Source organism: Nocardioides marmoriginsengisoli (assembly GCF_003725695.1).
Taxonomy (GTDB): domain Bacteria; phylum Actinomycetota; class Actinomycetes; order Propionibacteriales; family Nocardioidaceae; genus Marmoricola; species Marmoricola marmoriginsengisoli.
The window spans coordinates 143,210-163,835 of the sequence record NZ_RJSE01000006.1 but is presented as its reverse complement, the minus strand read 5'-3'; the positions used below and the strand labels follow the sequence as shown (position 1 = coordinate 163,835).

Genomic DNA, 20,626 nt, shown 5'->3' with positions numbered 1-20,626 from the left:
CGCAGCCGCAGGCCGGTAGGGTACGCCGCGTGATCGTTGAATCGGACAACTCCCGGGCCTGGGTCCTGCGCTACGAGCTCCGCCGTCTCCTGCAGACGCCGCGGGCTTTCTCCAACTGGCCGGGCCTGCTCGCCGGTGTCGCGCGGGAGAAGGTGGCCGAGGGCCCGGAGGTGCTGACCTTCCACGCCCGCAGCGGGCAGACGATCTCGATCCCGAACGCTCCCGGTGCCCGGGTCCCCGTCTACGAGGTCTTCGCGGAGGACTGCTACGACCTGCGCTGGTTCCTCGGCGACCTGATCGACCGACCGATCCACGTCCTCGACGTGGGCGCCCACGTGGGCACCTTCGCGACCCAGCTGGCCGCGACGCACCCGTCGGCGACCATCGACTGCTTCGAGCCGGCGCCGGACACCTACCAGTACCTGAAGTCGAACGTCGAGGTGAACGGCAACGGGGAGCGGATCCACACCTACCAGAAGGCGCTGACCGGCGAGCACGGCTTCGCCATCCTCGACCTGCAGGGGGCGGGCTCCGGCCACAACCACCTGGCCTTCGAGGACCACCTCGACGGCTCCGGCGTCCGGGTCGAGACGGTCCCGTTCGACGACGTGGTTGCCAACGCGCGCGGACCCGTCGAGCTGATCAAGATGGACTGCGAGGGCGGTGAGTACGAGCTCGTCTACAAGTCCTCGAAGGAGAGCTGGGCGAACGTGCAGCGCCTGGTCCTCGAGTACCACACCATGCCGGACGAGTCCTGGGAGGAGCTGCGCGCCTGGTTCGCCTCGGTCGGCCTGCACGTGCTCCGCGACCTGCGCTCGCCGATCGCCGGCACCGCCTGGCTCTCCCGGACGCCGCTGCGCGACCACGACGGCTCCGGGCCGCGCGGGCTCGCCAGCAAGGTCGCGCACAACGTGCGCCGGGTGCGGCAGACCCGCAAGACCTTCTCGAACTGGCCCTCGCTGCTCTCCGGCCTGGTCCGGGAGAAGGTCGGCGTCGGTCCGAGCGAGCTGACCTTCGAGACCCGGTCGGGCCAGAAGATCACCGTTCCGAACGTGCCGGGCGCCCGGGTGCCGACCTACGAGCAGTACGCCGAGGAGGAGTACAAGCTCGACTGGTTCACCGAGGCCTACCAGGGTCGCGAGATCAACGCCTTCGACGTCGGCGCGCACGTGGGGACCTTCGCCTGCAGCCTGGTCGAGGTGCTCCCGACCGTCTCGGTCACCTGCTTCGAGCCGTCCGCCGGCACCGCGTCGTACCTGCGCCGCAACATCGAGCAGAACGGCCTGGGTTCGCGGATCACCGTCGTCGACGCCGCGCTGGCCGGGGAGACCGGGTTCGCGCTCTTCGACGACCACGGCGGGGCCAGCGGGCTCAACAACCTGGTCGACCACAAGCCGGTCGACGACGCGCCGTACGAGGGTGCCGGCGTCAAGGTGCCCACGATCAGCTTCGACGAGGCGATCGCCGCGGCCCCCGGCCCGATCACGCTGGTCAAGATGGACTGCGAGGGCGGCGAGTACGGCCTGGTCTACAACTCCTCGCCGGAGAGCTGGGCGAACGTCGAGCGGGTCGTCCTGGAGTACCACGACGTCCCCGGCGAGTCCTGGGCCGAGCTGCGGGCCTGGTTCGCGGGTGTCGGCCTGCACCTGGTCGGCAACGCGTCGTACAAGGCGGACCTGGGTCTGGCTTGGCTTGCCCGCGGTCCCGTCGGCTTCCCGAAGCACTGATCCTCGGATGGTTCGTCTCTCCGAGGGCCTGCGTCCGTTCTTCGGCCCGCTCAAGCGCGGCTACACCGCCGGGACCCGGGCGGTCTCGCCGGCCACGGTCCGGCTGAGCAAGCTCCGCGGCGGCTGGCTGCCGACCGGGGTCGCGATGACGATGGAGGACGCCGCCCTCGACGGCGGGCGGTTCACCCTGGCCCGGCCGGAGGAGGTCCTGCGCCGGGACCGCCCGATCGGCGACCCGACGCCCTACTGGTGCTTCGAGGAGGCGCTGACCGAGACGGCCGAGCGGATCGGGGTGCTCGAGCTCACCCGCGGGCGGGTGCTGCACCCGCACGCCGTGGTCGTCACCGAGCGGAACCGCTGGCTCTGGGAGCAGTGCCGGTACTTCGGCACCACCCGGCCGCGGGAGCACCCGATGTTCCTGCACCCGTTCCCGCCCGACCCGGTCGACGTGCCCGGTCGGCTCGGGGTGCTGACCAGCCGGGGCGACGCCAACTACTACCACTTCCTGCACGACGTCCTGCCCCGCCTGTCGGTGCTGGAGCAGGCCGGCGTCGAGCGCCCGGACCGTTGGTACGTGCCCTACTCGAAGGGCTGGCAGCGCGACCTGCTCGCGGTCTGGGGGATCGGGCCGGACGACGTCGTCAACAGCTCCGAGGTCCCGCACGTCCGGGCGGAGACGCTGGTGGTGCCCAGCCTCGCCTCGATCGACGAGCGGAACCCGCCCTGGGTCTCCGAGGTGATCCGTGAGCGGATGGTCCCCGCCGGTCTCCAGCGGGTCCCGGGCAAGCACCTGTACCTAACCCGGGGCGCTGCCCGGAACAACCGCTCGGTGCTCAACGAGACCGAGGTGATGGCACTGCTCGCACCGCTCGGCTTCGAGCTCGTCGACACCGGCGTGCTCTCCATCGACGAGCAGATCAGCGCGTTCGCCGAGGCCGACGTGATCGTCGCTCCGCACGGGGCCTCGCTCGCCAACCTGCCGTTCTGCAGCCCCGGATCGGCGCTGGTGGAGCTGTTCCCGAGCCAGTGCATGTTCCCGGACTTCTGGAAGGTGGCCTGCGGCGTCGCCGGCCTGGACTACCGGTACCTCTCCGGAGCGGGACCGGCGGTGCCGGCCACCCGGGCCGCGTTCGTGGTCGCCGACATCACCGTCGACCTGCCGAAATTGGAGGCGATGGTGTCCGACCTGCTGGCGGCGCGCCAGTAGGGAAGCACGGCCCGGTAGGGTACGGGGCATGACGATCTTGTTCGCCCTGCTCTCGTCCGGCGGCGGCGCCGCAGCTGCCGAGGAGGGCCACTTCATGGCCCCGTACTACATCGGCGGCGGCATCCTGCTGCTCCTGCTCGCGCTGCTGGGCGCGCTGCTGGCCTTCGGCAACGGACGCGAGCACTCCTGACCGGCAACACAGCGACGGGCACGCGTCGCCGCGTCGGCGTGATGGGCGGGACCTTCGATCCCATCCACCACGGTCACTTGGTCGCGGCCAGCGAGGCCCAGGCCTGGTTCGACCTCGACGAGGTCGTCTTCGTCCCGACCGGCCAGCCGTGGCAGAAGGCGGCCCGCGAGGTCACCTCGGCCGAGCACCGGTACCTGATGACCGTGATCGCGACCGCGTCGAACCCGCGGTTCCAGGTCTCCCGCGTGGACGTCGACCGGGACGGGCCGACGTACACGATCGACACCCTGCGCGAGCTCTCGGCCTCGCTGCCGGACGCCGATCTGTACTTCATCACCGGGGCGGACGCGCTCACCGAGATCTTCACCTGGCGGGACGCCGCCGACCTGTTCGACCTCGCGCACTTCGTCGGCTGCACCCGGCCGGGGTACGAGATGAACGCCGCGTCGCTGGAGGGCATCCCCGCCGACCGGGTCACCATCCTGGAGATCCCGGCCCTGGCGATCTCGTCCACCGACTGCCGGCAGCGGACGTCGGCCGGGCAACCCGTCTGGTACCTCGTCCCCGACGGCGTCGTGCAGTACATCTCGAAGCACCACCTCTACGGAACCCAGGAATGAGCAAGCCATGACCGCCACCCCCCGCGCCATCGAGCTGATCCGGGCCGCGGCCGCGGCCGCGGCGGAGAAGAAGGCCACCGACATCGTCGCCTTCGACGTCTCCGAGCAGCTGGTGATCACCGACGCGTTCCTGGTGGCGACCGCCGCCAACGACCGCCAGGTGAAGTCGGTCGTCGACGAGATCGAGGACGTGCTCCGCGAGCTCGGCGCCAAGCCGGTACGGCGGGAGGGCGTCCGCGACGGCCGCTGGGCGCTGATCGACTACGCCGACATCGTCGTGCACGTCCAGCACACCGAGGAGCGCGCCTTCTACGCGCTGGAGCGGCTGTGGCGGGACTGCCCGGAGATCGACGTGAGCGACGTCGTCGGACCGGTCGAGCCGGCGGCGGCTCAGGACCAGTGACCCGGCTGGTCCTGGTCCGGCACGGGCGCACCGGCTGGAACCTCGAAGGGCGTGCCCAGGGGCACACCGACGTCGGCCTGGACGAGGTCGGCCGGGCCCAGGCGGAGGCGGTCGCCCCGTGCCTCGCGGAGATGGGGCCGACGGCGCTGTGGAGCAGCGACCTCGCACGAGCCCGCCAGACGGCGGCACGGATCGCCGCGGCGACCGGCCTCGAGGTCGCGTACGACGCCCGGCTGCGGGAGTTCGACGTGGGGGAGCGGGCCGGACTGACGGTGCCCGAGTTCGCCGAGAAGTACCCCGAGTCCTACGCAGCCTGGAAGGCCGGGCACATCACCGGCGACGTCCCCGGCGCCGAGACGATCACCCAGGTCGTCGACCGGATGGTGCCGGCGCTGCGCGAGATCTGGTCGGCCACGCCGGCCGAGGAGACCTCCGTAGTCGTCTCCCACGGCGCCTGCCTGAAGATCTCGCTGGTCGCGTTCCTCGGCTGGCCGGACGAGGTCGCGAACACGCTCCGTGGCCTGGACAACTGCGGATGGGTGGTTCTGGAGGACGATCCGAGCGGGCGCGGGGTCCGGCTGGCGTCGTACAACGAGACCGTCCACCCGGCAATTCATGGACCCGATTTCGCATCCGAGGCACCCGTTGGCTAACATTCTCCGAGTTGCCCGAACGGATCACTCCAGCAGGGCAGATGGGGGTGTGGCGCAGCTGGTAGCGCACCTGCATGGCATGCAGGGGGTCAGGGGTTCGAGTCCCCTCACCTCCACCATCCGGAAGCCGCCTTCGGGCGGCTTCCGTCGTTTTGCGGATGTATCAACCTTCCGCCCGCCGCCCTCCTGAGCAGTGCCGTCGACCCTCGCCGGCACCTGCCCCAGGAGGTTCCTCCCATGCCCATCGAGATCACCGTGTCCGAGCCCCAGGAGGGCTCGAAGTTCACCTACCAGCGCAGCGGCCCCTCGGAGGTCGGCAAACCCCAGGCCCGGCTCTCCTTCCGGTACAAGATCACCAACAAGAGCACCACCGAGGACGTGTCGATCACCTCGATCAAGCTCGGCGGCGTCGCGATCGACGGCTTCTTCAAGGACCCGGCCTCCTCCCGGAAGATCGCCAAAAACTCGAGCCGGACGTTCCAGAACGCCGCCGGCGGCACCAAGGACTCCGCCGGCAAGGACATCTGGTGGAACGACGTCGTCCGACTGGACAAGAACACCGCGACCTCGGTGGACCTGAGCGTGACGGTCAAGGGCTCCGGGGCCGAGGAGACGAAGACGATCACGATCCAGCTGGCCGAGCACACCAACGACAAGGGCCCGTTCGCCTTCCCCGGACGCGTCGACTTCCTGGGCCCGAACGAGTCCTTCTGGACGACGAACAACCACGGCTCGGGCCACCAGGTGTTCGCGCTCGACGTCTGCGCCACCGGGTGGAGCGGGTCGTCGTGGAACGAGCTGCACCCGGCGCAGGCGAGCCTGCCCGAGGCGAAGCAGCGTCGTGAGGACTACCGGATCTACGGGATGCCGCTGTTCGCGATGGCGGACGGGACCGTGGGCTTCGCGGTCAACGACCAGCCGGAGTGGAAGACCTTCGACCGGGTCACCGAGCCGCAGGTCGACCCGGTGACGAAGGCGCTGACCGTGGTCAGCCCGACCTTCGGGATCGGGTACGGCAGCGGCAACCACCTCTGGGTGATCTCCGGCAACGAGACGCTCCAGTACGCGCACCTGCAGAAGGGCTCGATCCCGAAGGAGCTGCTCACCGTGGGGGCCCAGGTCAAGCGCGGCCAGTACCTCGGCAAGGTGGGCTGGTCGGGGACGACGAGCCGGCCGCACTTCCACATCGCGGTGAAGACGAAGAAGCCGACCACGCCGACCAATGACGCGGCGAACTCCAACGAGTGCGACAGCGGCACCTTCCGGCCGATGAGCTTCTCGGGCACGTGGACGCTGCCGATCAAGGACGCCGCCGATCCGGACGGCGCGCCCGCGGCCGAGTGGACGAAGCTGGCCAACCAGTCCGCGCCGTACGAGGGCAGCTTCATGGCCCACGGCGACAAGCCGCCGGCGTTCGCCAAGTCGCTCACCGACAAGACGCCCCACGTCGGGATCTGGCACGCGAGCAACGAGATCGACCTGAAGGTCGTGCGCCGCGGCTTCGCCGCGTTCGTCAAGGCCTACGAGCAGATGCACGCGGACAAGTTCACCCTGATCGCCCTGGAGTCCTTCGTCGAGAACGGCGGGCCGACATTTCTCGGGGTCTTCCGTCGCAAGCAGAGCGCCCAGTTCCTCTCCCAGGTCGCGCCCTGGGAGCAGTTCGTGGCCGATGCCGCGACGCGGGTCAAGGCCGGCATGGAGCTGCGCGACGTGACCTCGTTCCTGGACGGCAAGACCCGGTGGTTCGTCGGCGTCTACGTCGCCGGACCGAACGGCGGCGTGCCGGTCAGGGTGGATAGCGTCGACCTGCTCAACGGCGCGATCACGACGCAGCGGAAGTCCGGACGCGAGCTGATCGCGATGCACACCTACGCCCCGGCCGCAGGCAAGAGCGGTCCGGCGATCGGGGTGTTCGCGACGTCGGCGGACCAGACCCGTCTCGTGGTCGAGAACAACTGGGACGCCTTCTTCAAGGCGGCGATGGCGTTGTGCACCGACAACAAGCGGCGGCTGACCGACATCGTCAGCTGGGCGTCGTCCCCGTCGCGCCAGTTCGCCGGGATCGTGCGCCCCGACGCGACGAAGACCGGGCAGCTCATCGGCGGCCACGGCACCTACTCCGACTTCCAGCGGTGGTCGGAGATCCACGCCGCCGGCGGGTGGCGGCTGGCTCAGGTGCACACCCAGTGACAGCGGCTCGGCGCTGACCGCGCGCGGGGGTCGTCGTACGGCGGCTCCCGCGTGCCGGGTGTCAGGGGCGCCGGTGGTGCCGCCCCATCGGGAAGACGTGCGGGCTGCCGGTGACCTCGTCGAGGACCACCCGGCAGGTCAGGCCGAAGACCTCGTGGACGAGCTCCTCGGTGATCACCTCGGCAGGTGCTCCCGAGGCGACGATCCGGCCGTCGCGCATCGCCACCAGGTGGTCGCTGTACAGGGCGGCCTGGTTGAGGTCGTGCAGCACCATCACCACGGTCCGGTCCTGGTCGCGGTTGAGGTCGACCATCAGGTCCAGCACCTCGACCTGGTGGGCGATGTCGAGGAACGTCGTCGGCTCGTCGAGCAGCATCAGGTCGGTGCCCTGGGCCAGCGTCATCGCGATCCAGACCCGTTGCCGCTGCCCGCCGGAGAGCTGGTCGACGGCGCGGTCGGCCAGCTCGAGGGTGCCGGTGGCGCGCATCGCGTCCACGATCACCTGCTCGTCGGTCGCGGACCAGCGTCGCAGCCACTGCTGGTGCGGGCTGCGGCCCTGCGCGACGAGGTCGGCGACGGTGATGCCGTCGGGCGCGATCGGACCCTGCGGCAGGATGCCGAGCCGGGTGGCGACGGTGCGGGTCGACATCGTCTGGATGCTCTCGCCGTCGAGCAGCACCGTCCCGGTGCTCGGCTTCATCAACCGGGCCAGGCCGCGGAGCAGCGTCGACTTGCCGCAGGCGTTGGCGCCGACGATGCAGGTGATCTTCCCGGTCGGGACCTGCACGCTGAGGTCGCGGACGATCGGGTCCCGGTCGTAGGCGAGGGTCAGGTCCTCGGCCGCCAGGGTGTGGTGCGTGGATGCGGTCATCTCAGCCTCCTCGGCCGACGCGGTTGGCTCGGGCCAACAGCAGGATCAGGTACGGCGCGCCGACGAGCGCGGTGATGATCCCGACGGGGATCTCGGTGGGTTCGAAGAGCCGGCGTCCGACCACGTCGGAGGCCAGCACCAGGGCGGCGCCGACCAGTGCCGCAGGCAGGACGGCCAGCGGGCCGTTGACCAGCCGCCGGGCGATCGGGCCGGCGACGAAGGCGACGAAGGCCACCGGCCCGGCGGTCGCGGTCGCGACCGAGGCGAGTGCCGCGGCGACGAGGATCAACCCGCTGCGGGACAGGTTCACCCGCACCCCGAGGCCGCGGGCGGTGTCCTCGCTGAGCTGGAGGGTGCGCAGCTTCGGGATCAGCGCGATCGCGATCGGGATCAGCACCGCCATCGCGACCAGCAGCGGCCCCGCCTGCTCCCAGCCGCGGCCGTTGAGCGAGCCGGTCAGCCAGAGGTTCGCCTCGCGGGCCTCGTACAGCTCGGCGCGACTCAGCAGGTACGACGTCAGCGCCATCGCCATCGCCGCGATCCCGATGCCGACCAGCACCAGCCGGTACGCCGACATCCCGCGCCGCCAGGCCAGGGCGTAGATCAGCATCGAGGTGGTCAGACCGCCCAGGACGGCCGCGAGGGCGATGCTGGTGCCGCCGAGGTCGAGCACGATGAAACCGAAGACCGCGGTCGCGGACGCTCCGGCGGTGATGCCGATGATGTCGGGGGAGGCGAGCGGGTTCCGGGTGAGCGCCTGGAAGATCGCCCCCGAGATCCCGAACGCGGCGCCGACCAGGAGCGCCACCACCGCCCGGGGGAGGCGGAGCTCGTTGACGATGAAGTCGTCCTTCGGGCTGCCCTGGCCGAGCAGGACCCCGGGGACGTCCAGCACCGGGATCGGGAAGTCGCCGACCGCGATCGACCAGCAGAACGCGGCGAACGCCACCACGGCCAGGGCGATCGAGACGCCGAGGGTGCGCAGCCGGCGTACCCGGCGACCGTGGAGGAGGGCGAGGTAGGCGTCGTCGCTCACAGCTCCACCAGCCTGCGCCGTCGTACCAGCGCGATGAAGAACGGACCGCCGATCACGGCGACCACGATGCCGACCTGGATCTCGCCGGGCCGGGCCGCGATCCGGCCGAGCACGTCGCAGCCCAGCAGGAGGATCGGCCCGATCAGTGCCGCGAACGCCAGGATCCAGCGGTAGTCGGTACCGGCGATCATCCGGGCGAGGTGCGGCACGACCAGCCCGAGGAAGCTGATCGGCCCGGCGGCGGCGACCGCGGCACCGACGAGGAGCACCGCGACCAGGCCGGAGTAGACCCGGATCAGCCCGACCCGCTGCCCGAGCCCCTGGGCGACGTCGTCACCGAGGGCCAGGGTGTTCAGCATCCGCCCGGTGACCAGCGCCAGGACGGCGCCGACCACGACGAACGGGGCCACCTGGGCGGCGATGGTGCCGTCGCGGCCCGCGACCGAGCCGACCGCCCAGAACCGGTACTGGTTGAGGGTGGCGGCGTCGATGACCAGGATCGCCGAGCTGAGGGCGGAGAGGAAGGCGGCGACGGCGGAGCCGGCCAGCGCCAGCTTGATCGGGGTCGCGCCGCCGCGCCCCAGCGCGCCGAGCAGGTAGACGGCGACCGAGGCGACGGCGGCGCCGAGGAAGCCGAACCAGACGTAGCCGAGCAGGCTGCCGACGCCGAGGAGGTAGATCGCCATCACCACGGCCAGCGAGGCGCCGGCGTTGACCCCGAGGATCCCGGGGTCGGCCAGCGGGTTCCGGGTGACGCCCTGGAACAGCGTCCCGGCCATCCCCAGCGCAAGTCCGACCAGCAGCCCGACGAGGGTGCGGGGGACCCGGAGGGTGCGGACGATCAGGTGCTCGTCGAGGGTCCGGTCGTAGTGCGTGAACGCGTCCAGCACCGTGCCCGGCGAGATCGCGCGGGCACCGATCGCGATCGACGCGAGCGCGACCAGCAGCAGGACGGCGAAGGTCAGGGCGAGGGCGAGCACGCGGGTACGGCGGGAGCGGACCAGACCTCGGGGGAGGTCAGCACTCATGGAGTGCTGTGCTCGCTCGGAAATCCATAAGGGTAGGCTAACCTACGTTCTTTCCCCCGATCGAAGGTGCACCCCACATGTTCAGGTCCCTGGCCGTAGCCGGCCTCGCCACCGTCTCCCTCGTGCTCAGCGCGTGCGGTTCCGACTCCGGTTCGAGCAACAACGACGCGAAGGGCGACACCGCCTCCGTCTTCCCGGTCACCGTCGAGCACCGCCTCGGCAAGACCGTGGTCCCCGCGAAGCCCGAGCGGGTCGTCGTCGTCGGTCTCACCGAGCAGGACATCCTGCTCGAGCTCGGCATCGTCCCGGTCGCCACCACCGAGTGGTACGGCGAGCAGCCCAGCGCCGTCTGGCCGTGGGCGCAGGAGCTCCTCAAGGGCGAGAAGCCGACCGTGCTGTCGAACTCCGACGGCATCCAGTTCGAGAAGATCGCCGCGCTCGACCCGGACCTGATCATCGGGACCAACTCGGGCGTCACCAAGGACGACTACGCCAAGCTCTCCAAGCTGGCGCCGACGATCACCAACGTCAAGGGCGGCACCGACTACTTCTCGGCGTGGCAGGACCAGACCCGGATCATCGCCGAGGCCGTCGGCCTGAAGGAGAAGGGCGAGGAGCTGATCAGCCGCGTCGAGACGGCGTACGCCGACGCCAAGAAGGCGCACCCGGAGTTCGCCGAGCTGACCGCGACGTTCTCGCAGGGCGCGCCGTACGACGGCATCCTCTACGTCTACCCGAAGGGCCTCGGCACCGACTTCCTCAGCGAGCTCGGATTCCAGATGACCCCGGGCCTGGAGAAGTACGCGCCGGAGGCCGGCTCGCAGGCTGAGATCTCCGCGGAGAACGTCAACCTGATCGACGCCGACGTGATGGTCTTCGCGACCGAGAGCGCCGACATGTTCGGCGAGCTGCAGCGCTGGTCCACGATCGGCAACCTGGGCGCGGTCAAGGGCAACAAGGCGATCTACACCGACGAGACCCTCGCCGGCGCGATCTACTTCCTGACTCCGCTCAGCCAGATGTACGTGCTGGAGAAGCTGCTGCCGCAGCTGGAGAAGGCCGCCGCCGGGGAAGCCCCCCGGGAGTTCCCGAAGGCGTGACGCATCGCTGAACCAGCCAAGGGCCGTCCTGCGGGGCGGCCCTTGGTCTAGGCCGCCGACTGAACCCGGGGACGCGCCGTACGGGTCCGGACGGCGCCCGCGGCGCAGGCGATCACCACGATCCCGCCGGCGAACGTATGCCAGCCGAGGCGCTCGCCGAGCAGCAGGGCGGCCCAGCCGATGGTGAGGATCGGCTGGACCAGCTGCACCTGGCTGACCCTGGCCATCGGCCCGATCGCGAGCCCGCGGTACCAGGCGAAGAAGCCGAGGTACATGCTGACCGCGGCGAGGTAGGCGAAGCAGGCCCACTCGGTCGCCGACGCGGCGGGAGGCTGCCGGGCGGCGGCGATCACGGCGAGCGTCAGCATCAGCGGCGAGGCCAGGACGAGCGCCCAGGAGATCGTCTGCCAGGAGCCGAGCTCGCGGGCCAGCAGCCCGCCCTCCGCGTAGCCGATCGCGGCCGCCAGGACCGCGCCGAAGAGCAGCAGGTCGGCTCCGTGCACCCCACCGAAGCCGCCGCCCTGCACCAGCGCGAATCCGACCGCAGCGACGGCGCCGGCCAGCGACATCAACCAGAACGTCGACGACGGGCGCTCGCCGGTGCGCAGGACGGCCATCACCGCGGTCGCGGCGGGCAGCAGCGCGATCACGACGGCGCCGTGGCTGGCCGGGCTGACGGTGAGCGCGTACGAGGTCAGCACCGGGAACCCGATCACGACGCCTGCCGCGACGACGGCGATCCGCGGCCACTGGGTGCCGACGGGGACCGCCTGCCGGGTCGCCGTGAGGGCCGCACCGGCCAGGACGGCTGCGGCGACGGCGCGGCCGGAGCCGATGAACAGGGGAGAGAGGCCGCCGACGGCGACCTTGGTCAGCGGCAGCGTGAACGAGAACGCCAGCACCCCCAGCAGTCCCCAGAGGAGTCCGGCGGGGCTCGCCGAAAGCGGAACCCGAACCGGGGCGATAGCGCTACCCTGTACTGACATGGCTAACGATAGCAGTGACCGCATCCTCGCCGGCCTCCGTACCTGGATCGCCGCGGCAGCACCCGGTGCCCAGCTCCCGTCCACCCGGCAGCTGGTCACCCAGTACGGCGCCAGCCCGGTCACCGTGCAGAAGTCGGTGCGCTCGCTGGTCGCCGACGGGCTCGTCGAGAGCCGGCCCGGGGTCGGCAACTTCGTCCGGGCAGCCCGGTCCTCGCGGCCGCAGGACTACCGGTGGCAGACCGCCGCCCTGGGCTCGTCCCGCACCAGCCTGCCGAGCATCGGCGGAGCCTTGCGGACGGCCCCGGCCGACGTCCAGCAGCTGCACTCCGGCTATCCCGAGCCCGGACTGCTCCCGGAGCGGTTGGTGCGCTCGGCGCTGGTCCGGGCCGCGCGCGGGGAGGCGGCGACCTCGCGATCACCCTCGGCGGGCCTCGACGGGCTCCGGTCCTGGTTCGCGGCCGAGCTCGCCGCGACGACGCCCGCCGGAGCAGCGGCGCCGACTGCCCAGGACGTGCTGATCGTCCCGGGGAGCCAGAGCGCGCTCACCTCGACCTTCCGCGCGCTGGTCGCTCCGGGTCAGCCGCTGCTGGTCGAGTCGCCCACCTACTGGGGTGCGATCCTCGCGGCCCACCAGGCCGGGGTCCGGCTGGTCCCGGTCCCGAGCAGTGCCGTCGGGCCCGACCCCGACGAGCTGGCCCGGTCGTTCCGGGAGACCGGCGCCCGGGCGTTCTACGCGCAGCCGAGCTTCGCGAACCCGACCGGCACGCAGTGGTCGGCCGAACGCTCCGAGGCGGTCCTGGACGTCGTCGCCGCCCACGGTGCGTTCCTGGTCGAGGACGACTGGGCGCACGACTTCGGCATCGACGCCGAGCCCCGGCCGGTCGCCACCCGCGACGAGGCCGGCCACGTCATCTACGTGCGTTCGCTGACCAAGAGCATGTCGCCGACGGTCCGGATCGGCGCGGTGATCGCCCGCGGCCCTGCGCGGGAGCGGATCCTGGCCGATCGCTCCGCGGAGTCGATGTACGTCAGCGGGCTGCTCCAGCAGGCCGCCCTCGAGGTGGTCTCCGATCCCGGCTGGCGCACGCACCTGCGCCGCCTCCAAGGCCAGCTGCGCGAACGCCGGGACCTGCTGGTCGAGAGCGTGCGGGAACACGCCCCGCGGCTCCAGGTCGACCAGGTCCCGCGTGGGGGCCTGCACCTGTGGGCGCGGCTGCCCGAGAACACCGACACCGCGAGACTGGTCCGCGACTGCGAGGTCGAAGGGGTCTACGTCGCGTCGGGGGACGAGTGGTTCCCGACCGAGCCGGCCGGCCCGTACCTCCGGCTGAACTTCACCGGTCCGAACCCGAGCGGGTTCCCGGCCGCCGCCCGGGTGATCGACCGGGCGCTCGCCGCCCAGCACTGAGAACGGCAGGCCCGACCCCGAGAGGTCGAGCCTGCCGTTGAGCTCTGATCGTGATCAGTCGGCCAGCACCTAGTTCGTCAGCGTCGACGGGTCGCCGTCGACGGCCGCGACCAGGCGCGGCACCTCCTTCTCGATCAGGTACGGGATGCTGAGCACGGTCACGAACGAGCTCGGGATGTAGAGGTCGTCGTCCTCGGCGATGAAGACGTCGCGACCCTCCTTGCTCACCCGCAGGTTCTTGTACGTCGGCACCATGTCGTAGGTCGCCTTGGCGGCGTTGACCCAGACCAGGGTGTCGACGTCGACCTCCTCGGCGTTCTCGGCGCTGATCGACTCACCGAAGTTCTCCTTCGAGAACTTCTTCAGGTTCTCCGGGTAGGTGAACCCGATGTCGGTCAGGAAGCGCCCGCGCGGGTCCTCCGGGCCGTAGATGAAGATGCCCTCGTACGCCGAGACGGTGACCGCGGTCTTGCCGGCGAACTCCGGGTGGTCGGCCTTCGTCTTGGCCAGCTGGCCCTCGACGTCGGCGACCATCTTCTCGGCCTTCTCCTTCTCGCCCATGGCGGTGCCGATCATCGTGGTCGCCTCCTGCCACGGAGTGCCGTAGTCGACGTACCCCTTCGGTGCGGCGACGACGGGAGCGATCTTGGAGAGCAGGTCGTAGTCCTTCTGGGTGAGACCGGCGTAGATCGCGGTGATCAGGTCCGGCTTCAGCGCGGCGACCTTCTCGAACTCCTTCTCGGAGTTGAGCACCTCGGGCAGCTTGCCCTCTCCGAGCGGGTTCTCGGCGGCCTTCGCGGCGGCGTCGGCCCACGGGAAGATCCGGCCGGGCGCGTCGCCGAACCAGTTGGTCGTCGCGACCGGGACGACGCCCATCGCGAGGACGGCGTCCTGGTCGGTCAGGCCGACGGTGACGATCCGCTTCGGCTGGGACTTGATCTCGGTCGAGCCGAACTTGTGCTCGATCGTGATCGGGAAACCGGCCGCAGCGCTGTCGCCCTTCGAGCCGGTGTCGCCGTCGTCGGAGCTGCCGCAGGCGGCCATCGACAGGGTCAGGGCCACCGCTCCGGCAACGGCTGCCAGTCGGGATGTCTTCATGGTTCTCCTTCAGTAAGGGTAGGCTTACCTACTACCCGATGGAGTTAGGTTAGCCTAAGCAGATGTCCGCTTCGCCGCTCGCCCCCGAACGCCCACCCGGCGAGATCGCCTCGGCCGCTCCGCGCACCACCCGCTCCCGGCTCGTCCTGGGCCTGCTGGGCCTCGTCGCCGGCGTGGTCGTCCTCGCCCTGGCCAGCCTGGCGATCGGGAGCAAGCCGATCGCGCTCGACACCGTCTGGCGGGTGCTGTTCTCCCCGGACGGCAGCAACGCGTCGGTGATCGTCCACGAGCTGCGGATCCCGCGGACCCTGCTCGGCATCCTGGTCGGCTGCGCGCTGGGGATGGCGGGAGCGCTGATGCAGGGGCACACCCGCAACCCGCTCGCCGACCCCGGCCTGCTCGGCGTCACCGCGGGCGCGTCGTTCGCGGTGGTGGCCGCGATCAAGTTCCTCGACATCAGCAGCCCGATCGGCTACATCTGGTTCGCGATGCTCGGGGCGTTCGTCGCCTCGGTGGTGGTCTTCGCGATCGGCTCCGGCGCGACCGGTTCGCCGAGCCCGCTGTCGCTGGTCCTGGCGGGCTCCGCGGTGACCGCGCTGCTGGTCTCGTTCACGACCTCGCTGCTGGTCAACGACACCCAGACCATCAACAACTACCGGTTCTGGATCGTCGGGTCGCTGGCCGGGCGGGATCTGTCGGTGGTCGCCCAGGTGGCGCCGTTCCTGATCCTCGGCGCGGTGATCGCGCTGGCGCACTCGTCCGCCCTCAACCTGCTCTCGCTCGGCGACGACGTCGCCCGCGGACTCGGCCAGCACGTCGGCCGGGCGCGGGTCGTCGGCCTCGCCGCGACGATGCTGCTGGCCGGTGCGGCCACCGCTGCCTGCGGGCCGATCGCCTTCCTCGGGCTGGTGGTCCCGCACCTGGCGCGGCTGATCACCGGGCCCGACTACCGGTTCCTGATGCCGTACTCGGCGCTGTTCGGCGCGATCCTGCTGCTCTCCGCGGACATCCTCGGCCGGGTGCTCGCCCGGCCCGGCGAGCTGCAGGTCGGCATCGTCCTCGCCGTGATCGGCGGCCCCTGCTTCATCGCGCTCGTGCGCCGCCGGAGGTTGAGCAGCCTGTGACCGTCCTCGACCCTCCCCGTCCTGCTACCCGGCCCGTCGCCCGGCAGGTCACCATCCGGACCCGTCGCGTCTCCGGCCGGATCCCGCTGCGCGCCGTCGTGGTCGCCGCCCTCGGGCTTGCGCTGCTGGCGCTCGCCTTCGCCTGGAGCATCGGCTCCGGCGACTTCGCGATCTCGATCCCCGACGTCGTCGCCGTGCTGACCGGGGGCGGCGACCCGGCGAACGCCTTCATCATCGAGGAGCTGCGGCTGCCGCGCGCCGTCGTCGGCGCCGTCGTCGGTGCCTCGCTCGGCATGTCGGGCGCGCTCTTCCAGACCTTCGCCCGGAACCCGCTGGCCAGCCCGGACCTGCTCGGGATCACCGGCGGCGCGGCAGTCGGCGCGGTCTTCGTGATCGTGCTCGGCAGCACCGGGGGAGTGCTGGCCACCGGGGTGAGCTCGCTGGGCGTCACCCTGGCGGCACTCGTCGGAGCGCTCGCGGCGGCGGCCGGGTTGTACCTGTTCGCCTGGCGGCGCGGCATCGACGGCACCCGGCTCGTGCTGGTCGGCATCGGCATGGCCGCGGTGCTCGACGCCCTGGTCAGCTGGATGCTCACCAAGGCGTCCATCTTCGACCTGCCGGCCGCCCTGGTCTGGCTCAGCGGATCGCTGGTCGGCCGCGGCTGGCACGAGGCGATGCCGGCGCTCTGGGCGTTCGCGATCCTCGGCCCGCTGGCGATCCTGCTGACCACGACGCTGCGGGCGATGCAGCTCGGCGACGACAGCGCCCGCAGCCTCGGCATCCGCCTCCAGCTCGCCCAGGGCAGCGTGCTGGTCGTCGCGGTCGGCCTGGCCGCGTTCGCCGTCACCGCCGCCGGCCCGATCGACTTCGTCGCGTTCGTCGTCCCGCAGATCGCGCTCCGGCTGGTGGGCGGTTCGCGTCCGCCGCTGGTCACCTCGGCGATCCTCGGAGCACTGCTGGTCCTGCTCGCCGACACCGTGACCCGGGTGCTCTTCCCCTACGAGCCCCCGGTCGGCGTGGTCACGGCGATCCTCGGGGCGCCGTACCTGCTCTGGCTCCTGCTCCGCACCAACCGGAAGGCCTCCGCATGACCCACGACATCCTCGACCCCGTGTCCGTCGCCACCGCGGTGCCGCCCGCCCGGCTGCGGGCCGTCGGCCTCAGCGTCGGGTACGGCGACCAGCCGGTCGTCAAGGACCTCGACCTGGATCTCGTCGACCACGCGATCACCACTGTGATCGGCCCCAACGGGTGCGGCAAGTCGACGCTGCTGCGCTCGCTCGGACGCCTGCTGCGACCGGCCGCGGGCCAGGTACTGCTCGACGGCAAGCGGATCGACAAGCTGCCGACCAAGCAGGTCGCGACCGAGCTGGCGCTGCTCCCGCAGTCGCCGATCGCGCCTGAGGGCCTGGTCGTCCGCGACCTGGTGGCGCGGGGGCGGCACCCGCAGCAGTCGTGGCTGCGGCAGTGGTCGGCCGACGACGAGCGGGTCGTCGACGAGACCCTCGCCTGGACCTCGATGACCGAGCTCGCGGACCGGCCGATCGACCAGCTCTCCGGCGGGCAGCGGCAGCGGGCCTGGATCGCGATGGCACTGGCCCAGCAGACCGACCTGGTCCTGCTCGACGAGCCGACCACCTACCTGGACCTGAGCCACCAGATCGATGTCCTGGACCTGGCCCGCACCCTCAACCGCGACCACGGTCGCACCGTCGTGATGGTCCTGCACGACCTCAACCTGGCGGCCCGCTACAGCGACTGCATGGTCGCGATGCGGGACGGCGAGATCGTCGCCTCGGGAGAGCCGGCCGCGGTGATCACCCCGGCGCTGCTCCGCGAGGTGTTCAGCCTGGACGCGCAGGTGATCGAGGACCCGGTCACCGGCAAGCCGATGGTGGTGCCGATCGGCTGCGTGCGCTGACCCTCAGGGGTCGTCCTGCTTGCGGGCGGGGCGGCGGCGGGTCGACCGGGAACCCCAGCGCTCGTGCTGCTCCTGCTCGCTGAAGTCGGCGAGCGCGAAGCTGAGGCCGGCCCGGCGCAGCGCCCGCCGTCGTTCCGGCCCGGGCGGGAGCCCGTCGACGATGCGACCACGCTGGTCGGCACCCTCGTCGGGCATGGTGTCGGGCATTGCGTCGGCACTCCGCTGGCTGGGTCGCAGGTCGGATCGGGCGGCCCGCGCCGGCCGTCGTGCAGCAGACGCGGATCTGGGAGCGTCGCACCTGGGCCGTTGCACCCGGTAGTGGGGTTTCCACGCGAACCGCCGGTTCGCTACCCGACGCTCTCACCGGTCTGCACCCGCCACAGCGCCGCATAGGCGCCGTCCAGGGCGATCAGCTCGTCGTGGGTCCCGGACTCGGAGATGCTGCCGGCGTCGAGCACCCAGATCCGGTCGGCCCGGCGGACGGTGGAGAGCCGGTGGGCCACCACCAGCGTCGTGCGCTGGGCGGTCGCCCGGGTGAGCGAGCGCTGGATGGCCGCCTCGGTCTCGTTGTCGACGGCACTGGTGGCCTCGTCGAGCACTACGACCGCGGGCTCGCGGAGGAGCGCCCGGGCCAGCGCGAGCCGCTGCCGCTGGCCGCCCGACAACGTGACGCCGCGCTCGCCGACCCAGCTGTCGTAGCCGTCCGGGAGCGCCTCGATGAAGTCGGTCGCGGCGGCCGCCTCGGCTGCGGCGGCCACCTCGGCGCGGGTCGCCTCGGGCCGGCCGTAGGCGATGTTGTCGGCGATGCTCCCGGCGAACATGTAGACGTCCTGGGCGACGTACCCCATCGAGCCGCGCAGCGAATCCCAGTCGAGGTCGCGGACGTCCTGCCCGTCGAGCAGCACCTGGCCCGAGCGGGGATCGTCGAAGCGGAGCACCAGGCGGAGCAGGGTGGACTTGCCGGCGCCGGTCGACCCGACGATGGCGTGCGTCTCGCCGGCCGGGATGTCCAGGCTGATGCCGTGCAGGATCTCCGGGCCGTCGGCGTACCCGGCCCGGATGTCGCGCAGCTCCAGGTGGCCGCGGACCGGGCGGGCCAGCGAGGAGGTCCCGGCGGGCACGGTGATCGGGACGGCGAGCAGGGTCAGGATCCGCTCCGCGGAGGCCCGGCCGCGCTGGTAGAGGTCGAGCACGGTGGCCACGTCGGTGAGCGGCCAGAGCAGGCGCTGGGTCATGAAGACCAGCACCGAGTACAGCCCGACCTCGAGGTCGCCGCGGAGGACCGCCCAGCCGCCGAGGAGCAGGGTGCAGGTGAAGCCGGCGAGGATCGCCATCCGGACCAGCGGCACGAACGCGGCCGAGGAGCGGATCGCGTCGGTGTTGGCCTTCCGGTACGCCGACGACACCGTCGCGATCCGGTCGCGCTCGCGGTCCTCGGCGGTGAACGCCTTGATGGTGGCGATCCCGGCGAGGTTGGCGCTCAGGGCGCTGGAGAGGTCCGCGACCGCGACCCGGACCCGGTCGTAGAGGGGCTCCAGGCGGCGCTGGAAGACCAGCGACCCGACGATGATCACCGGGATCGGGGTGAACGCGAAGAGCAGCAGCGTCCACGAGGAGATCGCGAACACGGCGCCGACCAGGACGACGTTGAGGAAGGTCTGCAGGATGGCCGGGGCGCCGACGTCGAGGAAGCGCTCGAGCTGGTTGACGTCGTCGTTGAGGGTGGCCAGCGTCGACCCGCTCGGGCGGGACTCGTGCCAGGACATGTCCAGGTGCTGGGCGTGGTCGTAGGCCTCCACCCGGAGGTCGTGCTCGACGCCCTGGGCCAGGCCGCGCCAGAGCACGTCGGCGACGTACTCGCTGGCCGACTCGATAATCCAGATCAGCACGTTGATCGCGGCCAGCCAGCCCAGCTGCGCGTAGCGGGACTCGACGCCGAGGATCTCGCCGACGAACGAGGCGTCGCCGCGGACGACGACGTCCACGGCGGCACCGATCAGCAGTTCCGGGACGACGTCGGCGACCTTGTTGATCGTCGAGGCGGTGACGGCCGCGACGAAGCGCTTGCGGTAGGCGCGGTGCCGGCGCCAGAGGGCGCGCAGCGGCTGGTCGGGGCCCGGCTGACCGACGGCCTGGACGGCGCTCACAGGCCGAGAGCCGTCAGGCGCTCGTCGTACTCGGCCTCGATCTCGTCCTCGGGTCGGTCGGTCGCCCAGAGCGCCTCCAGCTCGCCCCGGGTGGTCTCGTCGAGGGCGGCGTACTGGGCGGACCAGTCCTCGCCGTTCTCGATCCAGTAGCCGACCGCCTTGTAGCGCGTGGCCGGCAGCCCGAGCTCGCGGCGCAGGTACTTCCGGACCCCGCGCAGGGCCCGGGACTCACCGGCCACCCAGAGGTAGCCGCCCGGCTCGGTCGGCGCCGGGAGCGCGCGCACCGCCTGCTCCAGGCGGCTGGGCCCGTCGGCGGCGTCGATCCAGGTGACCTCGGTCCTCGGGTGCGCGGGCAGCTCGATCCGGTGCCCGGCGTCGGGAACCTCGACGACGACCCGGTTGCGGACCTCCGGCGGGGTCTGCTCCAGGATCCGGCTGAGGGCGGGCAGCCCGGCGGTGTCGGCGACCAGCACCTGCCAGGAGGTGTCGGCCGGGGCGTCGTACATGGCGGTGGGGGAGTTGAGGCCGACGACGTCGCCCGGGCTCGCGGTCCGCGCCCAGGTGGTGGCGACGCCCTGCTCGTGCAGCACGAAGTCGAGGGTCACCTCGCCGGCCGCGGCGTCGTACCGGCGCACGGTGTAGGTGCGCAGCAGGTCGAGGTTCACGCTGCCGTAGTCCAGGACGCCGTCGGTGATCGTCGGCAGGATCGGCTCGGTGCTGCCGGGCGGCGGCAGGATCACCCGGAGGTACTCGTCGCCGCAGCCGGTGGTCTCGAACCCGGCGAGTCCCGGGCCGCCGAGGACGATCCGGCGCAGGGTGGGCGACAGGTCGGAGGTGCGGACCACGACGGCCCGGAACACCTTCATCTCGAGCTCGGGGAAGAGCGAGGCCATGGAATCCAACTCTCGGATCGGAAC

Annotated in this window: 20 protein-coding genes and 1 tRNA gene; 13 read left to right on the top strand and 8 right to left on the bottom strand. The window is 71.4% G+C overall.

Annotated features, from left to right (window positions below; all coding sequences use genetic code 11):
- Positions 1–29 precede the first annotated feature (29 nt).
- The 8 genes from EFK50_RS08590 (at position 30) to EFK50_RS08560 (ending at position 6,990) form a co-directional block, all read left to right on the top strand.
- On the top strand, positions 30–1,727 hold the full coding sequence (locus EFK50_RS08590; protein WP_123227161.1) for an FkbM family methyltransferase: 1,698 nt from the start codon (positions 30–32) through the stop codon (positions 1,725–1,727).
- 7 nt (positions 1,728–1,734) lie between these two features.
- Positions 1,735–2,934: a glycosyltransferase family 61 protein gene (locus EFK50_RS08585; protein WP_123227160.1), complete on the top strand. Its 1,200-nt coding sequence runs from the start codon at positions 1,735–1,737 to the stop codon at positions 2,932–2,934.
- A gap of 28 nt (positions 2,935–2,962) precedes the next feature.
- The gene (locus tag EFK50_RS22155; protein WP_183407735.1) at positions 2,963–3,124 is read left to right on the top strand and encodes a hypothetical protein; all 162 of its coding nucleotides are present in this window, start codon (positions 2,963–2,965) and stop codon (positions 3,122–3,124) included.
- Positions 3,121–3,744, top strand: a complete 624-nt coding sequence (gene nadD, locus EFK50_RS08580; protein WP_281274009.1) for a nicotinate-nucleotide adenylyltransferase — start codon at positions 3,121–3,123, stop codon at positions 3,742–3,744. The genes EFK50_RS22155 and nadD overlap by 4 nt, the downstream gene beginning before the upstream one ends.
- A gap of 7 nt (positions 3,745–3,751) precedes the next feature.
- Entirely contained in the window at positions 3,752–4,147 is a 396-nt protein-coding gene (gene rsfS / locus EFK50_RS08575) for a ribosome silencing factor (protein WP_123227158.1), read from the top strand.
- Entirely contained in the window at positions 4,144–4,800 is a 657-nt protein-coding gene (locus tag EFK50_RS08570) for a histidine phosphatase family protein (RefSeq protein WP_123227157.1), read from the top strand. The genes rsfS and EFK50_RS08570 overlap by 4 nt, the downstream gene beginning before the upstream one ends.
- A gap of 43 nt (positions 4,801–4,843) precedes the next feature.
- A tRNA-Ala gene (locus EFK50_RS08565) sits at positions 4,844–4,919 on the top strand.
- Positions 4,920–5,037: 118 nt separating this feature from the next.
- Positions 5,038–6,990, top strand: a complete 1,953-nt coding sequence (locus tag EFK50_RS08560; protein ID WP_123227156.1) for a M23 family metallopeptidase — start codon at positions 5,038–5,040, stop codon at positions 6,988–6,990.
- A gap of 61 nt (positions 6,991–7,051) precedes the next feature.
- Here the strand turns inward: EFK50_RS08560 and EFK50_RS08555 are convergent, their stop codons facing one another.
- From EFK50_RS08555 to EFK50_RS08545, 3 genes are read right to left on the bottom strand one after another with little or no spacing between them, the layout of a single operon-like run.
- Positions 7,052–7,861 carry an ABC transporter ATP-binding protein gene (locus tag EFK50_RS08555; protein ID WP_123227155.1) on the bottom strand — a complete coding sequence of 270 codons (810 nt, stop codon included), beginning with the start codon at positions 7,859–7,861 and terminating at the stop codon, positions 7,052–7,054.
- Position 7,862: 1 nt separating this feature from the next.
- Positions 7,863–8,897, bottom strand: a complete 1,035-nt coding sequence (locus EFK50_RS08550) for a FecCD family ABC transporter permease (RefSeq protein WP_123227154.1) — start codon at positions 8,895–8,897, stop codon at positions 7,863–7,865.
- Complete coding sequence (locus tag EFK50_RS08545; protein WP_123227153.1) at positions 8,894–9,925, bottom strand: FecCD family ABC transporter permease; 1,032 nt, start codon at positions 9,923–9,925, stop codon at positions 8,894–8,896. Before EFK50_RS08545 ends, EFK50_RS08550 begins: the two co-directional genes overlap by 4 nt.
- Positions 9,926–10,002: 77 nt before the next feature.
- Here EFK50_RS08545 and EFK50_RS08540 point away from each other — a divergent pair, with 77 nt between their 5' ends.
- Complete coding sequence (locus tag EFK50_RS08540) at positions 10,003–11,025, top strand: iron-siderophore ABC transporter substrate-binding protein (protein WP_123227152.1); 1,023 nt, start codon at positions 10,003–10,005, stop codon at positions 11,023–11,025.
- A 47-nt stretch (positions 11,026–11,072) separates the two neighbouring features.
- On the opposite strand, the gene EFK50_RS08535 is transcribed toward EFK50_RS08540, so the two are convergent.
- Positions 11,073–12,011: a DMT family transporter gene (locus tag EFK50_RS08535; RefSeq protein ID WP_221177325.1), complete on the bottom strand. Its 939-nt coding sequence runs from the start codon at positions 12,009–12,011 to the stop codon at positions 11,073–11,075.
- Between EFK50_RS08535 and EFK50_RS08530 the strand changes: the two genes are divergently transcribed.
- Positions 12,010–13,419: an aminotransferase-like domain-containing protein gene (locus EFK50_RS08530; RefSeq protein WP_123227151.1), complete on the top strand. Its 1,410-nt coding sequence runs from the start codon at positions 12,010–12,012 to the stop codon at positions 13,417–13,419. The genes EFK50_RS08535 and EFK50_RS08530 overlap by 2 nt on opposite strands.
- A 69-nt stretch (positions 13,420–13,488) precedes the next feature.
- Here EFK50_RS08530 and EFK50_RS08525 read toward each other — a convergent pair whose 3' ends face one another.
- The gene (locus tag EFK50_RS08525; RefSeq protein ID WP_123227150.1) at positions 13,489–14,517 is read right to left on the bottom strand and encodes an iron-siderophore ABC transporter substrate-binding protein; all 1,029 of its coding nucleotides are present in this window, start codon (positions 14,515–14,517) and stop codon (positions 13,489–13,491) included.
- Between the two features lie 62 nt (positions 14,518–14,579).
- On the opposite strand from EFK50_RS08525, the gene EFK50_RS08520 reads away from it, so the two are divergent.
- The 3 genes from EFK50_RS08520 to EFK50_RS08510 are packed head-to-tail and all read left to right on the top strand — an operon-like array spanning position 14,580 to position 17,562.
- Positions 14,580–15,641 (top strand): FecCD family ABC transporter permease, encoded by a 1,062-nt coding sequence (locus EFK50_RS08520; protein WP_123227149.1) that lies wholly within the window; start codon positions 14,580–14,582, stop codon positions 15,639–15,641.
- The gene (locus EFK50_RS08515) at positions 15,638–16,732 is read left to right on the top strand and encodes a FecCD family ABC transporter permease (RefSeq protein ID WP_123227148.1); all 1,095 of its coding nucleotides are present in this window, start codon (positions 15,638–15,640) and stop codon (positions 16,730–16,732) included. The genes EFK50_RS08520 and EFK50_RS08515 overlap by 4 nt, the downstream gene beginning before the upstream one ends.
- The gene (locus EFK50_RS08510; RefSeq protein WP_123227147.1) at positions 16,729–17,562 is read left to right on the top strand and encodes an ABC transporter ATP-binding protein; all 834 of its coding nucleotides are present in this window, start codon (positions 16,729–16,731) and stop codon (positions 17,560–17,562) included. The genes EFK50_RS08515 and EFK50_RS08510 overlap by 4 nt, the downstream gene beginning before the upstream one ends.
- A gap of 3 nt (positions 17,563–17,565) precedes the next feature.
- Here the strand turns inward: EFK50_RS08510 and EFK50_RS08505 are convergent, their stop codons facing one another.
- The 3 genes from EFK50_RS08505 to EFK50_RS08495 all read right to left on the bottom strand — a co-directional run bounded on the left by EFK50_RS08505 (position 17,566) and on the right by EFK50_RS08495 (position 20,602).
- Positions 17,566–17,769 carry a hypothetical protein gene (locus EFK50_RS08505; RefSeq protein ID WP_123227146.1) on the bottom strand — a complete coding sequence of 68 codons (204 nt, stop codon included), beginning with the start codon at positions 17,767–17,769 and terminating at the stop codon, positions 17,566–17,568.
- Positions 17,770–17,909: 140 nt separating this feature from the next.
- Positions 17,910–19,709 carry an ABC transporter ATP-binding protein gene (locus EFK50_RS08500; RefSeq protein ID WP_123227145.1) on the bottom strand — a complete coding sequence of 600 codons (1,800 nt, stop codon included), beginning with the start codon at positions 19,707–19,709 and terminating at the stop codon, positions 17,910–17,912.
- The gene (locus tag EFK50_RS08495) at positions 19,706–20,602 is read right to left on the bottom strand and encodes a siderophore-interacting protein (RefSeq protein ID WP_221177324.1); all 897 of its coding nucleotides are present in this window, start codon (positions 20,600–20,602) and stop codon (positions 19,706–19,708) included. The genes EFK50_RS08500 and EFK50_RS08495 overlap by 4 nt, the downstream gene beginning before the upstream one ends.
- Positions 20,603–20,626 lie beyond the last annotated feature (24 nt).

Bases quoted from the DNA above. Each gene is read 5' to 3' on its own strand.
- EFK50_RS08510 (WP_123227147.1), top strand. From the start codon at position 16,729: ATGACCCACGACATCCTCGACCCCGTGTCCGTCGCCACCGCGGTGCCG.
- EFK50_RS08535 (WP_221177325.1), bottom strand. From the start codon at position 12,011: ATGTCAGTACAGGGTAGCGCTATCGCCCCGGTTCGGGTTCCGCTTTCG.
- EFK50_RS22155 (WP_183407735.1), top strand. From the start codon at position 2,963: ATGACGATCTTGTTCGCCCTGCTCTCGTCCGGCGGCGGCGCCGCAGCT.
- EFK50_RS08560 (WP_123227156.1), top strand. From the start codon at position 5,038: ATGCCCATCGAGATCACCGTGTCCGAGCCCCAGGAGGGCTCGAAGTTC.
- EFK50_RS08495 (WP_221177324.1), bottom strand. From the start codon at position 20,602: ATGGCCTCGCTCTTCCCCGAGCTCGAGATGAAGGTGTTCCGGGCCGTC.
- EFK50_RS08525 (WP_123227150.1), bottom strand. From the start codon at position 14,517: ATGAAGACATCCCGACTGGCAGCCGTTGCCGGAGCGGTGGCCCTGACC.
- EFK50_RS08585 (WP_123227160.1), top strand. From the start codon at position 1,735: ATGGTTCGTCTCTCCGAGGGCCTGCGTCCGTTCTTCGGCCCGCTCAAG.
- EFK50_RS08530 (WP_123227151.1), top strand. From the start codon at position 12,010: ATGGCTAACGATAGCAGTGACCGCATCCTCGCCGGCCTCCGTACCTGG.
- EFK50_RS08545 (WP_123227153.1), bottom strand. From the start codon at position 9,925: ATGAGTGCTGACCTCCCCCGAGGTCTGGTCCGCTCCCGCCGTACCCGC.
- EFK50_RS08505 (WP_123227146.1), bottom strand. From the start codon at position 17,769: ATGCCCGACACCATGCCCGACGAGGGTGCCGACCAGCGTGGTCGCATC.
- EFK50_RS08555 (WP_123227155.1), bottom strand. From the start codon at position 7,861: ATGACCGCATCCACGCACCACACCCTGGCGGCCGAGGACCTGACCCTC.
- EFK50_RS08540 (WP_123227152.1), top strand. From the start codon at position 10,003: ATGTTCAGGTCCCTGGCCGTAGCCGGCCTCGCCACCGTCTCCCTCGTG.
- EFK50_RS08520 (WP_123227149.1), top strand. From the start codon at position 14,580: ATGTCCGCTTCGCCGCTCGCCCCCGAACGCCCACCCGGCGAGATCGCC.
- rsfS (WP_123227158.1), top strand. From the start codon at position 3,752: ATGACCGCCACCCCCCGCGCCATCGAGCTGATCCGGGCCGCGGCCGCG.